This window comes from uncultured Traorella sp., assembly GCF_944327115.1.
In the GTDB taxonomy this organism is placed as follows: domain Bacteria; phylum Bacillota_I; class Bacilli_A; order Erysipelotrichales; family Erysipelotrichaceae; genus Traorella.
Genome location: NZ_CALVGS010000060.1, coordinates 1 through 18,993, shown reverse-complemented (window position 1 = coordinate 18,993; position 18,993 = coordinate 1). Strand labels below are relative to the sequence as shown.

At 33.8% G+C, this 18,993-nt stretch carries 22 protein-coding genes; 19 read left to right on the top strand and 3 right to left on the bottom strand.

The genetic code is table 11. The features are described from left to right. Positions 1-215: 215 nt before the first annotated feature. From Q0K35_RS05965 to Q0K35_RS05955, 3 genes are all read left to right on the top strand, one after another. Complete coding sequence (locus Q0K35_RS05965; protein ID WP_294561760.1) at positions 216-980, top strand: YhfC family glutamic-type intramembrane protease; 765 nt, start codon at positions 216-218, stop codon at positions 978-980. Between the two features lie 165 nt (positions 981-1,145). After that, positions 1,146-1,742, top strand: coding sequence for a type IV toxin-antitoxin system AbiEi family antitoxin domain-containing protein (locus Q0K35_RS05960; RefSeq protein WP_294561759.1), 597 nt, complete (start codon positions 1,146-1,148; stop codon positions 1,740-1,742). Further along, positions 1,739-2,575: a nucleotidyl transferase AbiEii/AbiGii toxin family protein gene (locus Q0K35_RS05955; RefSeq protein ID WP_294561758.1), complete on the top strand. Its 837-nt coding sequence runs from the start codon at positions 1,739-1,741 to the stop codon at positions 2,573-2,575. Before Q0K35_RS05960 ends, Q0K35_RS05955 begins: the two co-directional genes overlap by 4 nt. A 35-nt stretch (positions 2,576-2,610) precedes the next feature. Here Q0K35_RS05955 and Q0K35_RS05950 read toward each other — a convergent pair whose 3' ends face one another. Then, positions 2,611-3,003, bottom strand: coding sequence for a (deoxy)nucleoside triphosphate pyrophosphohydrolase (locus tag Q0K35_RS05950; RefSeq protein WP_294561757.1), 393 nt, complete (start codon positions 3,001-3,003; stop codon positions 2,611-2,613). Beyond that, positions 3,004-4,005: an aspartate-semialdehyde dehydrogenase gene (locus Q0K35_RS05945; protein ID WP_294561756.1), complete on the bottom strand. Its 1,002-nt coding sequence runs from the start codon at positions 4,003-4,005 to the stop codon at positions 3,004-3,006. Positions 4,006-4,464: 459 nt separating this feature from the next. On the opposite strand from Q0K35_RS05945, the gene Q0K35_RS05940 reads away from it, so the two are divergent. The 3 genes from Q0K35_RS05940 (at position 4,465) to Q0K35_RS05930 (ending at position 6,376) form a co-directional block, all read left to right on the top strand. Next, positions 4,465-4,896, top strand: a complete 432-nt coding sequence (locus Q0K35_RS05940) for an ACT domain-containing protein (RefSeq protein ID WP_294561755.1) — start codon at positions 4,465-4,467, stop codon at positions 4,894-4,896. A gap of 69 nt (positions 4,897-4,965) precedes the next feature. Continuing rightward, positions 4,966-5,136, top strand: a complete 171-nt coding sequence (locus Q0K35_RS05935; RefSeq protein WP_294561754.1) for a hypothetical protein — start codon at positions 4,966-4,968, stop codon at positions 5,134-5,136. Positions 5,137-5,140: 4 nt separating this feature from the next. Then, positions 5,141-6,376: a helix-turn-helix transcriptional regulator gene (locus Q0K35_RS05930; RefSeq protein WP_294561753.1), complete on the top strand. Its 1,236-nt coding sequence runs from the start codon at positions 5,141-5,143 to the stop codon at positions 6,374-6,376. A 198-nt stretch (positions 6,377-6,574) separates the two neighbouring features. On the opposite strand, the gene Q0K35_RS05925 is transcribed toward Q0K35_RS05930, so the two are convergent. Continuing rightward, positions 6,575-7,927: an ISL3 family transposase gene (locus Q0K35_RS05925; protein ID WP_294561752.1), complete on the bottom strand. Its 1,353-nt coding sequence runs from the start codon at positions 7,925-7,927 to the stop codon at positions 6,575-6,577. Positions 7,928-8,352: 425 nt separating this feature from the next. On the opposite strand from Q0K35_RS05925, the gene Q0K35_RS05920 reads away from it, so the two are divergent. From Q0K35_RS05920 to Q0K35_RS05860, 13 genes are all read left to right on the top strand, one after another. Then, complete coding sequence (locus Q0K35_RS05920) at positions 8,353-9,066, top strand: hypothetical protein (RefSeq protein ID WP_294561751.1); 714 nt, start codon at positions 8,353-8,355, stop codon at positions 9,064-9,066. A gap of 146 nt (positions 9,067-9,212) precedes the next feature. Continuing rightward, complete coding sequence (locus Q0K35_RS05915) at positions 9,213-9,821, top strand: hypothetical protein (RefSeq protein ID WP_294561750.1); 609 nt, start codon at positions 9,213-9,215, stop codon at positions 9,819-9,821. A 72-nt stretch (positions 9,822-9,893) separates the two neighbouring features. Further along, positions 9,894-11,450, top strand: coding sequence for an ABC transporter ATP-binding protein (locus Q0K35_RS05910; protein WP_294561749.1), 1,557 nt, complete (start codon positions 9,894-9,896; stop codon positions 11,448-11,450). Between the two features lie 102 nt (positions 11,451-11,552). Further along, positions 11,553-11,732: a hypothetical protein gene (locus Q0K35_RS05905; protein ID WP_294561748.1), complete on the top strand. Its 180-nt coding sequence runs from the start codon at positions 11,553-11,555 to the stop codon at positions 11,730-11,732. 91 nt (positions 11,733-11,823) lie between these two features. Then, the gene (locus Q0K35_RS05900; protein WP_294561747.1) at positions 11,824-12,261 is read left to right on the top strand and encodes a hypothetical protein; all 438 of its coding nucleotides are present in this window, start codon (positions 11,824-11,826) and stop codon (positions 12,259-12,261) included. Further along, positions 12,258-12,395 carry a hypothetical protein gene (locus tag Q0K35_RS05895; protein WP_294561746.1) on the top strand — a complete coding sequence of 46 codons (138 nt, stop codon included), beginning with the start codon at positions 12,258-12,260 and terminating at the stop codon, positions 12,393-12,395. Before Q0K35_RS05900 ends, Q0K35_RS05895 begins: the two co-directional genes overlap by 4 nt. Beyond that, on the top strand, positions 12,376-12,744 hold the full coding sequence (locus tag Q0K35_RS05890) for a hypothetical protein (protein ID WP_294561745.1): 369 nt from the start codon (positions 12,376-12,378) through the stop codon (positions 12,742-12,744). Before Q0K35_RS05895 ends, Q0K35_RS05890 begins: the two co-directional genes overlap by 20 nt. An 86-nt stretch (positions 12,745-12,830) precedes the next feature. Then, a complete protein-coding gene (locus Q0K35_RS05885; RefSeq protein WP_294561744.1) occupies positions 12,831-13,676 on the top strand; it encodes a putative manganese transporter in 846 nt (281 codons plus the stop codon). Beyond that, positions 13,673-14,227 (top strand): aminoacyl-tRNA hydrolase, encoded by a 555-nt coding sequence (gene pth / locus Q0K35_RS05880; RefSeq protein WP_294561743.1) that lies wholly within the window; start codon positions 13,673-13,675, stop codon positions 14,225-14,227. Before Q0K35_RS05885 ends, pth begins: the two co-directional genes overlap by 4 nt. Beyond that, positions 14,224-17,661: a transcription-repair coupling factor gene (gene mfd / locus Q0K35_RS05875; RefSeq protein ID WP_294561742.1), complete on the top strand. Its 3,438-nt coding sequence runs from the start codon at positions 14,224-14,226 to the stop codon at positions 17,659-17,661. Before pth ends, mfd begins: the two co-directional genes overlap by 4 nt. Positions 17,662-17,735: 74 nt before the next feature. Further along, positions 17,736-18,215, top strand: coding sequence for an AbrB/MazE/SpoVT family DNA-binding domain-containing protein (locus tag Q0K35_RS05870; protein WP_294561741.1), 480 nt, complete (start codon positions 17,736-17,738; stop codon positions 18,213-18,215). Positions 18,216-18,254: 39 nt separating this feature from the next. Continuing rightward, positions 18,255-18,527, top strand: a complete 273-nt coding sequence (locus Q0K35_RS05865; RefSeq protein ID WP_294561740.1) for an RNA-binding S4 domain-containing protein — start codon at positions 18,255-18,257, stop codon at positions 18,525-18,527. Positions 18,528-18,685: 158 nt separating this feature from the next. After that, on the top strand, positions 18,686-18,993 hold a 308-nt coding region (locus Q0K35_RS05860), incomplete at its 3' end, for an SDR family NAD(P)-dependent oxidoreductase (RefSeq protein WP_294561739.1).

Below are 18,993 nucleotides of genomic sequence, written 5' to 3'. Positions count from 1 at the left end.
GTGGGTGATTCTACGATTACATGCTTGATCGTATTAATGACCACCTTTTCACTGATAGGAAGCTGATCGTTTAGATCATAGATGCTTCTTCTGCTTTTTATAATATCTATATAACTCATAATATCCTCGTTTCTATATCTTTACTATACGCTCTATTTCATTAAAAACAAATTATATGCTTCTAAAATATGATATAATGAAAAAAAGGAGAAATTATGATACCTGTATCTTCATTAGTGATCTTAGGATCTACGGCTTTATTTTGTTCCCTTTTGCCAATTATTTTGGCATTCATATGGACAAGAAAAAAAGAATTATCAATGAAACCTTTTTTTATGGGTGCCGCTTTTTATATATTTTTTGTATTGGTCATAGAAAGTGTCGTCAATGAGCTGGTTTTTCAAAATGAGATATTATTTAATAATACGCTTTTTTATATCATATACAGCTGTCTGGCAGCAGCACTGATTGAAGAAGGAAGCCGATATATTGCTTTTAAATATATTCTAAAAGAGAATCATAAAGAAGATGCCCTGACTTATGGATTGGGACATGGCGGCATCGAAATGATTCTGATCATTGGTATCTCTTTATTGAGTTCATGGATGTTTGGCATGATTTTTAATTCTGTGGGTTTAGATGCCATGCTAAGTGGGAGTAATGAAGTACAGCAATCAGCTATCGTAGAAATGATAACTTCTTTGAAAAATTATGGAATAAGGGAGAGTATGATGTGCATAGCAGAGAGGATCAGTATTCTTGTTTTTCATCTTTCATGCTCACTTATTGTTTATAGGGCTGTCTATAAAAAAGAAAAGCGTTATTTTATTTATGCCTTAATATTCCATTTCGTTATGAATCTTCCTTCTTTATTGAATCAAAGAGGATTGATATCAAATATATGGATAGCTGAGGGACTTATTATGCTGATTGCCTTAAGTTCGGCTGTTTTAGGATATAAATATTATAGAAAAAATTAAGGAAAATCATAAAATCTTTGTGGAAACAAGGATTTTTTTTATTTTATGTGGGAATTTTGAAAAATTCGTGCATATATAATAGTAGGAGGTAATAAAGAAATAATGTACAAACTTGATACAATATGATAAAATTGTATCAAAATTGTACAAAAAAGAGGTGATCATATGGTTGATTTAAGTAAATTAAGATCTCTTGTAAGAGATAATGGGTATTTATATACAAAAGATGTAACAAACGCAGGAATACGTAGAGAAAATTTAAAAAATTTTCTTGATGAAGGGATAATAGTAAGAGAAAGTAGAGGAATATATTCTTTCACAGATGAATGGAATGATGAATTTGTATTATTACAAGAAAAGTGTAAAAAGGGCGTATTTTCATATGGAACGGCTCTATATTTTCATGGATTATCGGACCGTTTCCCAGAAAAAATTTCTATGACGGTTCCTAAAAACTATAATGTATTTTATTTAAAAGAAAAATTGACGAATGTTGAATTTCATCGAATAAAGCCTGCTTTGTGGAATCTAGGAATTATTGAAATGACATCACCACAAGGAGGAAATATACTAGTTTATGATATAGAAAGATGCATCTGTGATATTATAAGAAATAAAAAAGATGCAGATCCACAAATTTTTATACAAAGTATCAAAGGATATTTTTCTTTAAAAAATCATAATTATTCAAAAATAGTAGAATATGCGAAACAATTCCATATTGAAAAAGAGATTTATATATATATCGAGGTACTAACATGAGAACGCCAGAGCAATTGAAAGGTATTATTCGAAACTTAGCCAAAGAAAAAGGAATTCATGCACAGGAAATTCTTCAGATTTATATGTTTGAGAGAATTATAGAACGTCTTTCAGTTTCACCTTATAAAGATAATTTTATCTTAAAAGGAGGTCTTTTGATTTCTGCTATTCTTGGAATTGAAGAACGCACGACGATGGACATGGATACAACAATTAAAGGATTATTGATGAAAAAAGAAAATATAAAAAATATCATTAATGAAATTTTAAATAAAGAAGTAAATGATGGAATTGAATTTCAGCTGATAGATGTATCGCCTATTCGTGAAGAAGATAAATATGAAAATTTTCGAGTATCAATTCAAGCTGTTTATGGGAAAATGAAAATTCCAATGAAAATTGATATAACAACAGGAGATGTGATTACACCACAAGAAGTACAATTTTTATATCCATTATTATTAGAAGATCGACATATAAAAATTAAAGCTTATACACAAGAAACGATCATGGCTGAAAAATTTGAAACAATTATGAGTAGAAATGTAGGAAATACAAGAACAAGGGATTTTTATGATTTGCATTTGCTTTATCATTTATATCATAAAAATGCCAATTGGAACATACTAAAAGAAGCAGTATTTGCTACTGCGGATCGTAGAGGATCGTTATCAATTTTAAATAATATTGAACAAATTCTTGTGGCATTAAATGAATCTGATTATTTAAAAGATTCATGGAAAAGATATCAGTCACAGAATTTATATGCTAGAAATATTAGTTATTCAGATATAATGAAAACAATGCAACTTTTAATAAGAAAAATAATATGAAAATGGAATTCAACAGATGGTCAATAACGAAGTTTCTATCTGTTTACTATTTTATTGACATGATTTAAAATCTCAAGATCAGCTTTTTGAAATTTGTGATCATAAAGATCACAAGCATTCACTAGCTTGATTTCATCATGTACTTCTAAATGAGGTGTACCCTTTTTTTTGTGACATAAAAAAGCATGTACATGAAGAACAAAATTTTCTCTCGGGTCATCAATGCTGCAAAGATATTGAATGATTTCAACATCAACGCCTAATTCTTCTTTCAATTCACGGATAAGTGCTTCTTCCCTGCTTTCATTTTGTTCAACTTTTCCTCCGGGAAATTCCCAGAAACCGGGATCAGCACCCTTGCTTCGGCGTGCAATCAAAAACTTATCATCTATCTGAATAGCACCACATACAACATCTATTTCTTTCATTTATACCTCCAATTCAATATATTTTTCACAAATCTGAATAGCATTTACAGCGGCTCCCTTACGTATCTGATCACCACAGCACCATAAAGTAATACCTTTAGATGAAGTAAGATCCCGGCGGATACGTCCTACATAAATAAGATCCTGATTTGAACAATCCAAAGGCATCGGATAAAAAGGCTCATCAATAAGACGACAGCCTTGGGCTGAGCGTAATGCTTCTCTTACTTCTCCAACTGTTATTTCTTTTTCAAAATATAAAGTCATTGATAATGAATGACTTCGTAAAACAGGCACACGGACACAGGTACAATTTACCTTTAGTTGAGGTGCATGTAGGATCTTTCTTCCTTCATTCTGTATCTTCATCTCTTCACCGGTATAACCATTTTCATTAAATTCACCAATTTGAGGAATCACATTTGATACGATTTGATAAGGAAAAACATCAGTATTTATTTCTTTATTTTGTGTCAGATCTTCCAACTGTTTCTCATATTCATACATTCCTTTAATACCGGCACCACTGACTGCCTGATAGGTTGAAACAATCATAGATTGAATCGATGAAAGCTGATGAAGAGCATAAATGGCAATGCATCCAATAATAGTAGAACAATTGGGATTGGCAATGATACCCTGATGGTGTAAGATATCGGTACCATTAATTTCAGGTATAACTAAAGGCACATCATCTTCAAGTCGAAAGGCACTTGAATTATCAATGAATAATGCATGAGCTTTTTTTATGAAAGGTGCATATTTTTTCGATAGATCATTTCCAACAGCCCCTAAAACGATATCGCAGTCATCAAAGCTATGTTCATCTGTTTTTTGAATGAAAACTTCTTTCCCTTTAAATAAGATCCTTTTGCCAACACTTCTTTCACTAGCCAATAGAACGAGCCTTTTTAATGGAAAATTTCTTTCTTCTAAAGCTTGGATCATGGCTTTGCCAACTGCACCACTGGCACCTAAAACAGCTACGGTATATGTTTTCATGAATTCTCCCTTATGATTTCTCATTAACAAAATCAGCATTTAAATATCCTATATACATCAATAATGTTATTTGATGATTTGATAAGAATAATATAAGATTCTGTTTATAAAATCATATCTCAGTATAAGCTATGATTTTCATATAATTTGGTTCATGAATGGCCTAAGATCCGATCTTTAAAAAACATTGTCCAAATATTCATTTATTCTAATATCATAGCATGAATAAATTGACAATTTGAAATCCATGTATCATTTTACCATAAACCTCTTCTCTTTTATAGTTCATATAGCATCACTTCATATGATCAATCACTCTTAATACGATTGTCTTTCATATAAAAACACTTGTCTTTTATTAAAAAACATCGTATCATGATAAAAATAAGTTTCAGTAATGATCATCTGTATTTATAAGATTCAAAGATAAATATCACTAAACGGTGATTAGGAGGAAATATGATTGAAAAATATCTGATTATCGATAAAGAAATATTACCTGATTATTTTGAAAAAGTAGTCGATGCGAAAAATCTGGTCAATTCCGGTATGGAAGTTAGCAAAGCCGTAAAAAAAGTAGGTATCTCCAGAAGTACATACTATAAATATAAAGACTATGTATTTACACCACAAGAAGATTCTACAGGAAAAAAAGCCATTATTTCACTACTGTTAAAAAATGAAAAAGGAATCCTTTCAGAAGTCTTAAATGATTTGTTATTAGTCAATGTCAATATTCTATCTGTAAGTCAAAGTATCATCATCAACAAAAGAGCAAGTCTGGAATTAGTCATCGACATGGGAGAAATGTTAGAAACGATCGAACAACTTTTACAGCGTCTTTCAGACATGGATGGGGTCGTAAATGTAAGATTGGTTGCAATCGAATAAATTCACGTGAATTTTAATTTGTAGTATATTTTACTTGAATTTATAATATTTACAAGGAGGATCATGAATATGAAGAAGTATCTATCAGCATTATTAACTCTATTGCTGGCAGCGGTAGTATGTACTCCCGGACACTGTACCCATGTTCATACAGAAGAGTGTGGGGAAGATGGAGTTAACTGTACGCATACCTGCGAAGAGTGTGTAGAGCCTTATAACAAGAAATGGCCAGATGAGTAAGAATATGAATAGCAAAGAAATAGCATATTTAATCCATTATTCTCGTAAGAGAAAAGGAATAAGCCAAAAAGAACTGGGCGAAATTACTGGAATCAGTCATCAGATCATTTCTCGCTATGAAAAAGGAGTTGAAGTTCCTACAGAGGAAAAGCTTCAGCTCATTTTGAGTGTACTTAAAATTGATTTAAATGAAGTATTAGAAGTCAGTATTGAAATCAATGAAATGTTTGACAATTTATTGGATGATTTATTTTATCGAAAAGCAGATTATGAAAAATATTATACAATCATTCAAGAAAATAAAAAACGATATCAAAAAAATTATGATTATTATAAAATACTGGTAATGGAATTAATTTATAACATTCATTATAAAAATACAGAAGAAATTGATTCTTTGATTTATGATATTGAAAAGAGAGAAATTCAAGATCAAAAGGTACTACAGATTTATTATGAATATAAAGGATACTATCTTTTAAAAAAGAAAAATACAAAAGATGGTTTAGAATATTTGGAAAAGGCAAAACTTCAACGATATGATGAAAAGACAATTGCCATGATTCATTTTCACATGAGCTTTGCGTATAATTATGAGTGGTTAAGAAAAACCGATGCGGAATATTTATTGGATGCGAAAAATGTTTTTCAAAAATATTACTCACTAAAAAGAGTGTCCGATTGTGAGATGATATTAGGAAATTATTATTCAACATATAGAAATTTTGAGAAAGCAATATATCATTATAAAATGCGATTAAAATTATTAGATTTTGAGAAAGAAAATAATAAAAATACTATGAATGTACATAGCACTCTTGCATGTATTTATATTGAACAAAGACAATATGAAAAGGCAGTAAATGAAATGGATATCGCATGCAAATATGGAAAAATAGATAAAAGAGATCATTTACAATATATTTGGTGTTATTATAAGCTAGGAGATATAAATAATGCGAACAGATGGATCGTGAAGATGAATCATTTTCATTTAGATAGAGAATTAAAAATGTTATGGAATCTTTATGAAATGATCGTAGCACAATATGATAAAGTACCAAATGATCGATTGATAGAAAAGGCAATTAAAGTATATGAATATTATAAAAATCAGGAAGATTTAGAGTTATCAATATTCTACATTGATATTGTGATAGAGCTGTTGGAAAAAAGAAAAGATTATGAAAAAGGATTTTTCTATCAAAAAGAAAAAATATTTTTATTGGAAAATATGTAAATTCACGTGAATTATGTATGTCTAATACCAACAAGAAAGAAAATATGTTTGTTAATTAAAAACACATAACAAATTTCGGCGCTTTAAAAAATAGCGGGGAAAAATAAAAAAACCTTTAAATATTAGCGGGGTGAATTTACCCCGCTGAAATTTTAAAGGAGTCTAATTTCATTCTAAAAATCAATCATTAATTAAGGATTATTTATGTTTTCTGTAGGTGCCTCTTTTGGCCCCTTTTCTTTTGACTTTTGTCTTCTTTTCAGTGATAGAGTAAGTTTCATACAGGTTCTGTGAATAAAGAAACTTGTTCCTTGCTCTCTCAAAATTAGTGAATCCGTTGGCATTGCTGATAATCTTTTTTATGTAAGTGTTCTTGCCTTCGATAGGTCCGTTGGATAAACGTCTTTCATCAATCCATACAAATGAGTTTAAGATTTCTTCCTTCCAGCTGCGAAGAGTCCCGGCACATTCCTTCATTTCCTCAATGCCTGAATCGAGCATATCCTTGAAAAGCCTGTTCAGCTCTTCTTCTTTTGTCTTCCGGTCGGTAAAACGCTTCCTGTCGCTGCTATTGAAGCGAATAAATCTTTCCTTTAGAAAGTAAGCCGCTTTTAGATGATCATCCATTTGAAGCAGCAGGTCTAACAGATCTCTTTCTGTAATGGAATATCCCAGAATCATATCCTTTTTCTTCTTTTCAAATTCCAGTTCATTTCGATTCTTCAGCAGCAGTTCGTATCTGTTTTTCAGAAGGCTGTAGGAAAGCATGTCTTTGTTTTCTTTCTTTCTTCGCATGATCCGTTTTCTAAGGCTGTTCAGTGCATCATTGACTCTTTTGGCAGCGTGGAACGGATCGATGCAGACAGCAGCGTTGGGAAAGTACACGGAAGCAATATCCCTGTAGTTGTGGTACATATCGATGATGATATACCGGACAGCTTTTCTTTCCTGCAAAGGGATGGAACGGAAATAGGCACTTAAATACTGGACATGTCTGGATTCAAGGATATCGAGGATGACCTTCTTATGGAAATCCATCATGATGAAAGCATATTTATATCGTGAGCGCCGGTTGAAATAGAATTCATCCCAGCAAAGGATGTCTGTTAAGTGTTTTCTTGGAATCTGGACATGTTTATCAAAGATATCGATAACCGTTCCGACCGAGAGCCCGTAAGTGGACGCAACAGAAGAGAACGTGGAATTGTAAGGTTTCAAAGCATCCAGCACATTGATGATCGTGGAAGAAGCTACCGACTTGCGTTTATTTCCGAAAGGATGGTTTTCCACAAAAGATTTTCCACAGTGTTCGCATTTCAGACGTCTTCGCTTATAATAGACAGTAGAATTGAAGTGAATAAAGATCTTCATATGGAGCTTGCGAATCTTATAGTCCTTAATGGAACGAGTAAGGGAACCGCAATTCGGACAGATATGGTCTTTGAGCTTCAGAGTGATGAGGAAATCCTCATTATGAAAGGAAGAAATAGACTCAATAGAATCAATTTCTTCCTCTTTTAAATTTAAAGCATGAATGATAGAATGATTCATAGCTACCTCCTTTGATAAGAATGAAATAGACCAAGAAAATTCTATCAAAGCGAGGTAGTTTTTTTAACCCCATTTAAAATTTAAAGCGAAGAAAGTTTCATCCCACTCAAAATTTAAAGCAGGGGTCATTTCCCACGATAATTTAATATACCCAAATTTCTTTCTTTTTTTGTATCCTTATAAAGGAATTAAACAAAATAACAAGGTAAAGTATCACGTGAAAATAAAATTGTTTTGAAATCAATTGCAATCTATAATGTAAGCGTAAACAAAAGAAAGATCGATCAGCCTTTAAGATTACAGGGGGAGGAAATCATAGTGAAAAGAACTTATGAAGAATTAGAAAGACTGGAATTGGATATATAAGGAAAAGGTTTTTAAAAATCATTAAGTTTTAAATTAAATAAGAAACAGGAGGTATTGATATGTTTAAAAAAATAATGAAAGGGATCAGTGTTCTTAGTTTAATGTTATGTACATTTTGTTCGTTGAACATGGTTTCAGTAAATGCAGCAAATGAAAATAACATAATTATTGAAAAAGAGAAAAATGGTTATACTTTAATTAATGAAAACGGTAAATTATATATACAAGATAATGACTTAAATAAACTTAGCGAATTTTATACTGCAAGTGGTGAAAAAGTTTCTGTTGAAGAAGCATTCGATATTCTAACGACTGATTCAACATATGATATTACTCCATTCGCGTTAATTCCAGATTTAATTCCTGATACAGCGGCTTATAATAGTAATACACAAGTTAATGGAACAAGAGTGAAGGTAACGCCAGATTATTTAGGACCTGCTACAATCACTTCAGGAACTAGGAAAACAATTAGTTCATCATGGAGTGCCTCTATTAGTATAACAGCAGGCATAAGAGCAAAAATAATTGCAGAAATAGAAGCTAATTTTTCAGCAGGATATATAAGCACAAGTTCAACTGAAACATATTTTTCAGGGACATTTAGTGTTCCTTCAGGAAAAGTAGGTGCAGTATATTTTACACCATATATGACAAAACACACAGTATATTATTGTGATTCTAATAGAGTAATGAGAACTATTACTGTAACTTGTCCTAAACAAATAGATAATGGTTGTGCTGATGGTTTATATGCCTTAGTAATAGAATAAAATATGAATTGAAATTTATGAATAAATGATTATGGGGATTAAGATTAGTTTTCTTAATCCTTAATTTTCAATATTAATAATTAAATAAAATATGAATGATAAAAAGTTTATTGTCTGTTATAATAAAAACGGAAGAGGAATAGTTTATGAAAAAGATAATGATATTTTTATGCATCTTGATGCTTACAGCCTGTGAAAATGAGAATAAAGAGGTCGAATCAAATGAAAATAGAATGAATGATGTTGAGAGTCAGGAAATTTATCAGTCAGATGAAGTCTATGATGAAGATAAATTAGAGATTTCTGTTAATGAAGATAATGATGTATGTATCAATGTCTTATCAAATAATACGGTGAATGTATCGATGGTTTTATTTGATTTAGATGAAAAAGAATGGGAGAAAAAACTTTCAGCAGATGGTAAGCGAATAGAAGATGAATCAGAGGATAAGGTTGAATTTATATTGAAAGAGCCTGTATATGATGGAAATATCTATATGCGTAATAATTCTGACGGAGATTATGTTTTTGAAGATGATTATTATGTAAAAGCAAAGGAAGCCGGGTATGAATTTAAGTGGGTATATGATCCGGAAGTAATATTAGATGATGAAGAAACACCTGTTGTTTATGGAATATTCTATAAAGATGGAGCATATGAAGAAACATTTGATAAATTGTTATACTTTGATCCTTCTTCTATTGATTTTCCGATAGTTGCCTATGTTGCGCAAGTTGAAGGACCGGTTTATTAATACGATAATGATTTATGTATAGAAAGAAGAAGTTGATAGATTTTTTCTTTTTATGATTGATAAGAGGATTGTATGCACACAGAAAAGAGTTATAAAAAGATTCTTAAAAAAGAAAGAATGAGCATAAGTATTTTAATACTATTTAATATTGTTATTTCGTTTTTAAGTGTATATCCTACCTATGTGATTGGTATGGTCGTTGATCATTTATTGAGTGATGATGTTGTAAAGTATATTCTTCTTTTTGTTGTTTTAAGGTTATTCTATATCATCTTTAAATTGATATCTTCTTATATAAAAGCAACAATCAAGGTACATCTTTTATCGAATACAAGATCTTATTCTCTTGAGTTAGCGATGTTGAATCCGAATTTTGGTAACTTTGAAAATAGTCAGTATATGACCCGCATTGTTGATGCGACCGATACATTTGAAAATGCATTAAGTAGTTTGATATCCTGGATTTCATTAAGTTTGCCGACAGTGTTGATCACCATCTATTATATGGCGAAAATTGATTGGCTGATTACGGCGGTATTATTACCATTAGCGTTTATGATGGTATATCTTTCAATGAAGAGTTCTAAGGTGTTATCGAAAAGTGCAAATGCGGAATTATCATCTCTTTCAAAAGTAAAAGACTCCGTCTATGATATCATAAATAATATTGATAATATTTCCATTTTTAATGCTTTTGGAAATGTTTTATCCAGACATGAGAAGATCGAAGATCAATGGCAGAAAGAAAAGATAAGATATGATTTCAGGGTTGTGGGATACGGTTTATTGATTAGTTTATTTGGGGTGGTCGTAACGGCTTCGATCTTAGTTTTATCCGTATTCCATTCAACGATAAATCCGGGAAGTATCACAAGTCTTGTATTATATTCAGGAAATCTTTTTATGATCATCCAAGAGGTTGTATCAAATGTTGCGGTGGTTGGTCGTTTCAAGGAAGCAAGCAGACGTCTGGATGATATGATCAGTGTAAAGGTTGATTTGAAAGTGAAGGAAATAAACCATTATGATATAACCTTTGATCATTTATCGTTTTCTTATGGTGATAAAAGAATTATCAAAGAATTGAATGGTGTGATTCCCTATGGCTCAAAAGTAGCGATCATTGGGGGTAATGGAACAGGAAAGACAACATTAGTAAAACTTATTTGTGGATTGCTGGAACCATCAGGCGGGAAAGTACAAGTAGGTGGTGAAGAGAGTCGTTTGATTAAGAATCGTTTCGTATCCGTGAGCTTTCAAAATCCCAAATTATTCAATGATACGATCAGGAATAATGTTTTATTCTTCGATGATAGAGTAGAACATCTAATCGATGATTTGTTTAATGATTTTGAAAAGGGTGCTGATACAGTTGCAATCAACAGTGGATCAAATTTTTCCGGAGGACAGTTACAACGAATTTCTTTATGCAGGGCATTGGTGAATGAATCCTTTATCAATATATATGATGAATTTGAAAATAGCTTAGATAAGAAGTATTTGGATTATTTTTATTCAAATATTTTGAAATTAAAAGGAACTGTGATCATGATTACGCATAGAAATATTAAAAATGATGATTTTGATTATATCATTGATTTAGATGAAGAAAAGATCATACATGTATAAATGAAAGTAATTTATACTATCAATTCTGTCACTTATGTTTGTTATTTAAAGGGAATTCGGTTAAAATATAGTTAGAAGATAAGATAGAAAGGAGAGAACGATATGATTAAAAATTCAAGAATACAAGATCTGTATAGAAAAGAAGCTGAAACGCTGGAATTGGAATCAAGAAAAGTAAAACATTTTGATGATGAAGTTAAGCCTAAAAAGAAAAGTGATAAGGTCGTGATCTATATTGTATTAGCAATCGTAGCCCTGATTCTATTATCCTTTTTGCTTTGATCGATGATTTTTATAAGATGATCAATTGTTGAAAAAAGATAGTGTATGAAATGCAGATATGTTGACTCTTTAAATATGGAAAGGAGGTAAAATGGCAAATCTAAAGAAGCGTTTATATGTATCTTTATTGGCAGCTTTATGTTCGGTTCCTGTAATATGGATAATTATTAGTTTTATATGGAATCGTGGACTTTTTGATTATGGCACGGGCATCTCACAGTTGTCATTTACTTTCTTTATGACAACACTCATCAGCAATCCCTATATTTTGGCTGGTTTGATCTTTTATGGTGGGTTTTTCCTGTATTTCCATTTCTTTAAAGTGTTGAAGAATGGGATTGGTTATTGGGATATCTTTCTTAAAGGTCAGAAGAAAGAATTGATCTTCTGTTATGGCATCGTTTTTGTCATTGCTGTTCTTGGAGGTTTCTTTCCGGTGTTTGCGTCAATGTTTGTTCCGGTTGCTTTTATTCTTTTGATACCGGTCAGCTGTTTTCATTTGTCGATAACAAAAATGATCGAAAGATGAAAAAGATTTTCTTGTTGTTTCTTCTTTTACTGGGTGGCTGTTTTAAGAAAGAAACGGTCATGGATCAGGTCATTGATGATTTGAATCGTGGATCTTATGATGTCAGTTGTGTATATGAAAGTTCTGATTTCTGATTTAGTGAATGTTTGTGATCAATGGTTTTATGAAGATGATCATGAAGGAGTGAGTGATGAAGCCATTTATGATATTGTGATGTCATATCGGCAAGAAGCACGTCAGATGATCACAAGTGCTGATTATGAACAAATTGATCAAGTTTCTGTAAATGATGATATAATCATGACGATTCATTATGATAATGAAGATGAAGAATCATTTGATCTTTATTATTATAAAGAGAATATATTGCGTATTCTGATCGATCATGAGTATGAGGTGTATTATCGTTTTGATGCATCTTTGCTTGAACGGTTGGAAATGATAATTAAAATATTTGAAAATGAGTTAAGAAAGGCTGGATGAAGATTCAGCTTTTCTTTGAGTTTTTTAGAATATAATTTGAAATCGGCAAAAAAACGATTATAATATAAGGACAGTTGGAGGAAATTATGGTAGATGTTCTGTTAGATGCACTTATTGATACATTAAAAATAGTACCGTTTTTATATTTGTCTTATCTTGTGCTTGATTTTATTGAAAAGAAGTCTTCTGTATATAAGTTGAACTTTTTATTTCTGAAGCATTTGGGACCTTTGTTTGGTGCATTGTTGGGCTGTATTCCACAGTGTGGCTTTAGTGTGATCGCAGCCAGCCTGTATGCGCAAAATGGCATCAGTGTCGGTACTCTGGTTGCTTGTTTCATATCGACCAGTGATGAAGCTCTGCCGATGTTTCTTTCAAATCCAGGTGAGTATCGTCAATTAGGTTTATTTTTGATCTGTAAGATCGTGATTGCTTTAATTGCAGGTTATCTGATTGACTTTGTGATACATAAGCAGGTGAATGATGAGGATGATTTTGAGATTGAAGTTGAGGGCTTGTGTAACTGTTCATCGAATAGTTTCGTGAATGCTTTGAATAAGACGGCAAAGACGGTCTTCTTTATCTTTTTGATCAATGTAATCTTAGGAATCATCATTTACTTTATTGGTGAAGATCGGTTAAGTGCCTTATTGGCTGTCCATCCTTATTTACAGCCGGTGATCGCAACGATCGTTGGTTTTATTCCAAATTGTGCTATTTCGATCTTGATGGTTCAGTTGTATATGTTGGACGCTTTGACATTTGGCAGCATGATTGCCGGTTTGTGCAGCGGTGCCGGAGTAGGATTGGCCGTGTTGTTTAAGAATAATAAAAATATGAAAGAAAACTGGCTGATCGTTTTATATATCGGTATCGTTGCGGTCATGAGCGGGGTATTGATTGATTTGTTGTTGAAAGGGGTGATCGGATGAAGTTGATCGTTGGACTTGGAAATCCGGGGAAAGAATATGAAAAAACACGCCATAATGCAGGTTTTATGTGTATTGATAAGGTTGCGGAAGCATGTAACCTGCGTTTTGATACAAAAAAGTTTAAGGCTGAATTAGCGACTGGTTTTGTGAATGGTGAAAAGGTCATATTGATGAAGCCGCAGACCTATATGAATCTTTCAGGAGAAGCTGTAGGTGCCTGTGTACGTTTTTATGATATTCCGATTGAGAATATCTGTGTTTTGGTAGATGATCTGGATCTGCCTATCGGGAAGATTCGTTTGCGTATGAAAGGAAGCAGCGGCGGACAGAATGGCTTAAAAAATATCATAGCTCATTTAGGAACACAGGAATTTAAGCGTATTCGGATCGGTATCGGCAACAATAAGCTCATTGATACAAAGGATTATGTACTTGGAAAGATAGCGAAAGAGGATCAGACGCTTTTTGAGGATGCGTTGCAAAGGGCGAGCCGTGCAGCTGTGGATTTTATATCAAAACCGTTTGAACGTGTCATGGGAGAGTACAATTGAAGCGGATATTAGAAAAGCTGGCGCATAACCCTGCAGTAGAGGTCTTGCTTCGTGATGGCAATGAGATCGGGAATCTCAATCCGATCGAGGAAGCACTGCTGATTGCGGCCACTTATGAGCAGAAGAAAAAAAGAATGCTGATCGTAAAAAGCAACCAATATACAGCACAAAAACTGATGGACAGATTGATCCCCCTTACCTCAGCCAAAGTGCTGCTTTTCAGCGTGGAGGATTCTTTGCGCGTCGAAGCCATCGCTTCTTCTCCGGAAAGCAAGGCTGTTCAATTAGAAACGATGAATGCGATGCTGGAAGGGGAAGCAGATATCGTGATCACGCATGCAGCCGGACTGATTCGTTATCTGCCAAGTGTTGATTTTTTCCGACAGTGCTCGCTTCATCTGAAAGTGAATCAGACAATTTCGATGGATGAGCTGAAAGAGCGTCTTTTTTATGCCGGGTATGAGATGACGGCCAGAGTGGATCAGCCTTTGACCTATGCGCATCGTGGAGGTATCATTGATGTCTTTTCGATGAATCAGAATGATCCTATACGTATTGAGTTTTTTGATAATGAAATCGAAAGCATTCGTTATTTCGATGTTGTGACGCAGCGCACGATCTCACTTGTTGATGAAGTGAAGATCATACCTGCCAGTGATCTATTATTCAGTGATGATGATATTGCGCAGATCATTGCCAGCGGAAATGAAAAACTGGAAAAAGCAAAGAGGGATCATAGTGAATTGATCAATCAAACGTTGGATGAAACGATCAATGCGGATTTTGACGGTTTGATGAATCATGTCAAAGAAAATCATTATTATCGTTATTATGCCTTGTGTTCCCATGAAACGACGATCAAGGATTATTTTGATGCGACCATTTATTTAAGCAGCATTGATGATGTAGAAGAAAAGATCAAGCGTATTCAGGAAGAAACGATTGCCTATGTACAGGAGTTGGTCAAAGAGGGCAGGGCGTTACCGATCTATTCTTTATTTGCCTCGCTTCAGAAAGCTTTGGGTTCAAAGAAGGTTGTTGAATTTCAGTCATTTGTGGATATGCACAGCTATATCATCAGCGGTATCCAACAGCTGGATATGGCGGATCTGTCTTTAGAATTGAAACTAAAAAGGATCATTGAAGAAGCGAAAGAGAATACGGTACTTTTATGTTTAAATGAAACTGAAAGTACACTTGTTTGTGAAACATTAAAAAACATGCATGAAAAGGCGGTTGTTCTTGATGAAAAAGAACCTTTGAAACGAGGGCTGTTTATTGTCAAGAAAGATTTATATGAAGGTTTTTCATGTACCAAAGAACATGTCATCGCCTATTCTTCAAAAGAATTGTTTAATGAGCGCAGGATCATTGGCCGGCATACGAATAAATTTAATAAAGCACAGGCCCTGACAAGTTATGAACAGCTGCAGAAAGGGGATTATGTCGTCCATCAGCAGCATGGTATCGGTATGTATAATGGTATCGTGACGCGTGAATTTAATGGATTACATAAAGATTATCTGCAGATCATCTTCCGTAATGATGATGTCTTATTTGTTCCTTTGGAACAGTTCCGCTTAGTGCGTAAGTTTATCTCAAAAGAGGGAGCTGTTCCGAAGCTGAATAAGCTTGGAAGCAAGGAATGGCAGAATACGAAAAAGAAGATCAGTGAGGATATCAAAGAGCTGGCACAGCGCCTGGTGGCCTTATATTCATTGCGTGAAGAAAATATCGGTTTTGCTTTTTCAAAGGACAGTGAAGATCAGAAACGTTTTGAAGATGAATTTGAATATGAGCTCACTGATGATCAAAAACAGGCTGTCGCAGAGATGAAAAGAGATATGGAATCCGGTAAGCCGATGGATCGTCTGTTGTGTGGCGATGTTGGTTTTGGGAAAACAGAAGTGGCCATACGTGGTGCTTATAAGGCTGTAAGCGATCAAAAACAGGTGGCCTTTCTATGTCCGACAACGATCTTGAGCCAGCAGCATTATAAAGTGTTCAAACATCGTTTCCAAAATGAAGCGGTCAATATCGAAGTATTGAATCGTTTTGTGACGCCAAAGGAACAGACGCGGATTCTCAGGGATCTAAAAGAGGGCAAAGTTGATATACTGATCGGAACACATCGTATCTTAAGCAAGGATGTCGTTTTTAAGGATCTGGGCTTTTTGATCATTGATGAGGAACAGCGTTTTGGTGTCCAGCACAAAGAAAGGATCAAGGAATTAAAAAGCAGTATCGATGTGCTATCTTTATCCGCAACGCCGATCCCGCGTACGCTTCAGATGTCACTGATCGGAGTGCGTGGCTTATCCCAATTGGAAACACCGCCAAAAAACCGTCAAAGCGTCCAAACCTATGTGCTTGAAAAAAATCCGCGTATGATCAATGAGATCATCCAGCGTGAATTAGCCCGTGACGGTCAGGTCTTCTATCTTTACAACAATGTGAACAATATTTATTCTGTCGCAAACAAGATCCGTAAAGATCTGGATGTGGATGTAGGTGTCGTGCATGGAAAGATGGATAAGGAATCAATTGAAGATGTCATGGTCCGTTTCATCAACAATGAGTTTAAGGTCCTGGTATGTACGACGATCATTGAAACCGGAATTGATATACCGAATGCCAATACGATCATTATTGAAAATGCCGACACGTTTGGTTTAAGTCAGCTGTATCAGATCAAAGGCCGTGTTGGACGAAGTGATCGTCTGGCTTATGCTTATCTCTTCTATAAACCGAATAAACAGCTCAGTGAAGTAGCCCAAAAACGTTTAAAGGCCATCAAAGAGTTTGCGACCTTAGGAAGCGGTTATAAGATAGCCATGCGTGATTTGACGATACGTGGAGCCGGTGATATGTTAGGTGATAAGCAGGCCGGATTCATTGATACCGTAGGTATGGATATGTACATTGAAATGTTGAATGAGGCAATCAGTGAAGAAAAAGGTATCAAAAAAGAAGAACCGAAAGAAATCATCAAGACGAATGTATCGGTGGATGCCTATATTCCGAAACATTTCAGTGATGAGGATTATGAGAAAATTACCTTCTATCAGAATATTGATAAGATTCAGACTAAAGAGGAATTATTGACGATGATGGAAGAAACGAAAGATAACTTTGGTAAGCTGCCAAAAGAAGTCCAGTATTTGTTTGAAAAAAGACGATTGGATATTTTAGTAAATGAAGAAGGTGTAGAGTCATTTAAGGAATATCCGAAGGAAGTTGAATTGATCTTCACAAAATCTTATTCAGATAAGATGGATGGTGTAAAGCTTTTTGAGATCATTACTTCTATTTCAAGAGAAATCGTTGTCCGTTACAGTAATTCCAAGATGAAATTTAAGATACCTAAGAGAAATCAATGGTTAGAAAAGGTTATTGAGGTCATAGAAAGAAGCAAAGAAGCATTGAAAGCATAATTCTTTTGCTTTGTGTATAGATTCCAACAAATTGCCGATACTACTAGCATGACATCAGTTATGGAGGCATGAAGATGAAAGCTACAGGTATCGTAAGAAGACTGGATGATCTTGGAAGATTAGTGATTCCAAAAGAGATAAGGAAACAATATCATTTGAAAGAGGGAGATTCTATTGAATTTTATATCGAGAATGAAAAAATCATATTAGAAAAATTTGATACGTTAAGCTCAAAAGAAAATGACATTTTAAAGATATGTGAAACGCTCCAGGACATCTATAAAACAAAAGTATATTTTATCCATCAGGCAGCATTGGGTATCGAAGAAGATGTAAATCCAAAGTTTATAAGCAAATGTCAGGTATATCGTATCACTCCATTTAAAAATGAAAAAATATTTGTAAGTGATGTCAATGAGGTCAATGGGGTCATCTATCCGATCGTCATAGAAGGATACTGGCAGGGAAGCTTTGTCATCATTTCTTCAGCACAGACAGATTTTCCTAAAGTAGAAGCTTTTACAGCTTTTTTGTCAATTAAATACCAATTGTAATTTTATTCATAAACTGATAAACTTATCTAGAGGTGGATTATGCGTTTAGATAAATATCTGAAAGTAGCAAGAATATCAAAAAGACGTGCAATCGGTAAAGAATTGGCAGATAATCAGCGTGTATTGATCAATGGACGTATTGCGAAACCAAGCAGTGAAGTCAAAGAAAATGATATTCTGACGATATACTTTGGACAGAAGGAATTGACGATCCGGGTCCTGATGCTGGCAAAGCAGGTCAATAAGCAGCAGGCAAATCTTATGTTTGAAGTTATTGAGGAGAAGAAAAGGGAAGAAAAAGAGAGCGAATGAGCTTAAATGTCTGAAGTATTCATGGAATGAATCCACAGGTATGTGGATTTTTTTCATAGATGTCCAGAATCATCTTACTTTACACGTTTATGGACGGGTGATAAAATTTAATTGTTAGTGAAGATAAACTTTTAAAGCATAAGAAAGGATGGTTTTGTATGGATTTAAAATTAACGGATAAGGTTGTCTTGATCAACGGTTCAACAGGCGGCATCGGACAGGCATTGTGCCGTGCCTTTGCCAGTGAAGGATGTAAATTGGCGATTTCTTCAACGAGCCAGAAAAAGCTGGATGCTTTTGTTCCTACCTTGGATATTCCAAAAGATAAATTGTTTACCTCAGTTGTTGATGTAACCCAGGAAGAACAGGTAAAAAACTGGATCGATCGTGCCTATGAACATTTTGGCAAGATAGATATCGTTATTCCAAATGCAGGCTATGAAGGAAAGTATCAAGAGATTCAGGA

Excerpts from the sequence above, each read along its gene's own strand:
- Q0K35_RS05905 (WP_294561748.1), top strand. The coding sequence starts at position 11,553 with ATGATTAAAAATTCAAGAATACAAGATCTGTATAGAAAAGAAGCTGAA.
- Q0K35_RS05870 (WP_294561741.1), top strand. The coding sequence starts at position 17,736 with ATGAAAGCTACAGGTATCGTAAGAAGACTGGATGATCTTGGAAGATTA.
- Q0K35_RS05965 (WP_294561760.1), top strand. The coding sequence starts at position 216 with ATGATACCTGTATCTTCATTAGTGATCTTAGGATCTACGGCTTTATTT.
- Q0K35_RS05910 (WP_294561749.1), top strand. The coding sequence starts at position 9,894 with ATGCACACAGAAAAGAGTTATAAAAAGATTCTTAAAAAAGAAAGAATG.
- Q0K35_RS05940 (WP_294561755.1), top strand. The coding sequence starts at position 4,465 with ATGATTGAAAAATATCTGATTATCGATAAAGAAATATTACCTGATTAT.
- Q0K35_RS05900 (WP_294561747.1), top strand. The coding sequence starts at position 11,824 with ATGGCAAATCTAAAGAAGCGTTTATATGTATCTTTATTGGCAGCTTTA.
- Q0K35_RS05935 (WP_294561754.1), top strand. The coding sequence starts at position 4,966 with ATGAAGAAGTATCTATCAGCATTATTAACTCTATTGCTGGCAGCGGTA.
- Q0K35_RS05950 (WP_294561757.1), bottom strand. The coding sequence starts at position 3,003 with ATGAAAGAAATAGATGTTGTATGTGGTGCTATTCAGATAGATGATAAG.
- Q0K35_RS05865 (WP_294561740.1), top strand. The coding sequence starts at position 18,255 with ATGCGTTTAGATAAATATCTGAAAGTAGCAAGAATATCAAAAAGACGT.
- Q0K35_RS05960 (WP_294561759.1), top strand. The coding sequence starts at position 1,146 with ATGGTTGATTTAAGTAAATTAAGATCTCTTGTAAGAGATAATGGGTAT.
- Q0K35_RS05920 (WP_294561751.1), top strand. The coding sequence starts at position 8,353 with ATGTTTAAAAAAATAATGAAAGGGATCAGTGTTCTTAGTTTAATGTTA.
- Q0K35_RS05885 (WP_294561744.1), top strand. The coding sequence starts at position 12,831 with ATGGTAGATGTTCTGTTAGATGCACTTATTGATACATTAAAAATAGTA.
- Q0K35_RS05925 (WP_294561752.1), bottom strand. The coding sequence starts at position 7,927 with ATGAATCATTCTATCATTCATGCTTTAAATTTAAAAGAGGAAGAAATT.
- Q0K35_RS05945 (WP_294561756.1), bottom strand. The coding sequence starts at position 4,005 with ATGAAAACATATACCGTAGCTGTTTTAGGTGCCAGTGGTGCAGTTGGC.
- pth (WP_294561743.1), top strand. The coding sequence starts at position 13,673 with ATGAAGTTGATCGTTGGACTTGGAAATCCGGGGAAAGAATATGAAAAA.
- Q0K35_RS05930 (WP_294561753.1), top strand. The coding sequence starts at position 5,141 with ATGAATAGCAAAGAAATAGCATATTTAATCCATTATTCTCGTAAGAGA.
- Q0K35_RS05915 (WP_294561750.1), top strand. The coding sequence starts at position 9,213 with ATGAAAAAGATAATGATATTTTTATGCATCTTGATGCTTACAGCCTGT.
- Q0K35_RS05895 (WP_294561746.1), top strand. The coding sequence starts at position 12,258 with ATGAAAAAGATTTTCTTGTTGTTTCTTCTTTTACTGGGTGGCTGTTTT.
- Q0K35_RS05955 (WP_294561758.1), top strand. The coding sequence starts at position 1,739 with ATGAGAACGCCAGAGCAATTGAAAGGTATTATTCGAAACTTAGCCAAA.
- Q0K35_RS05890 (WP_294561745.1), top strand. The coding sequence starts at position 12,376 with ATGAAAGTTCTGATTTCTGATTTAGTGAATGTTTGTGATCAATGGTTT.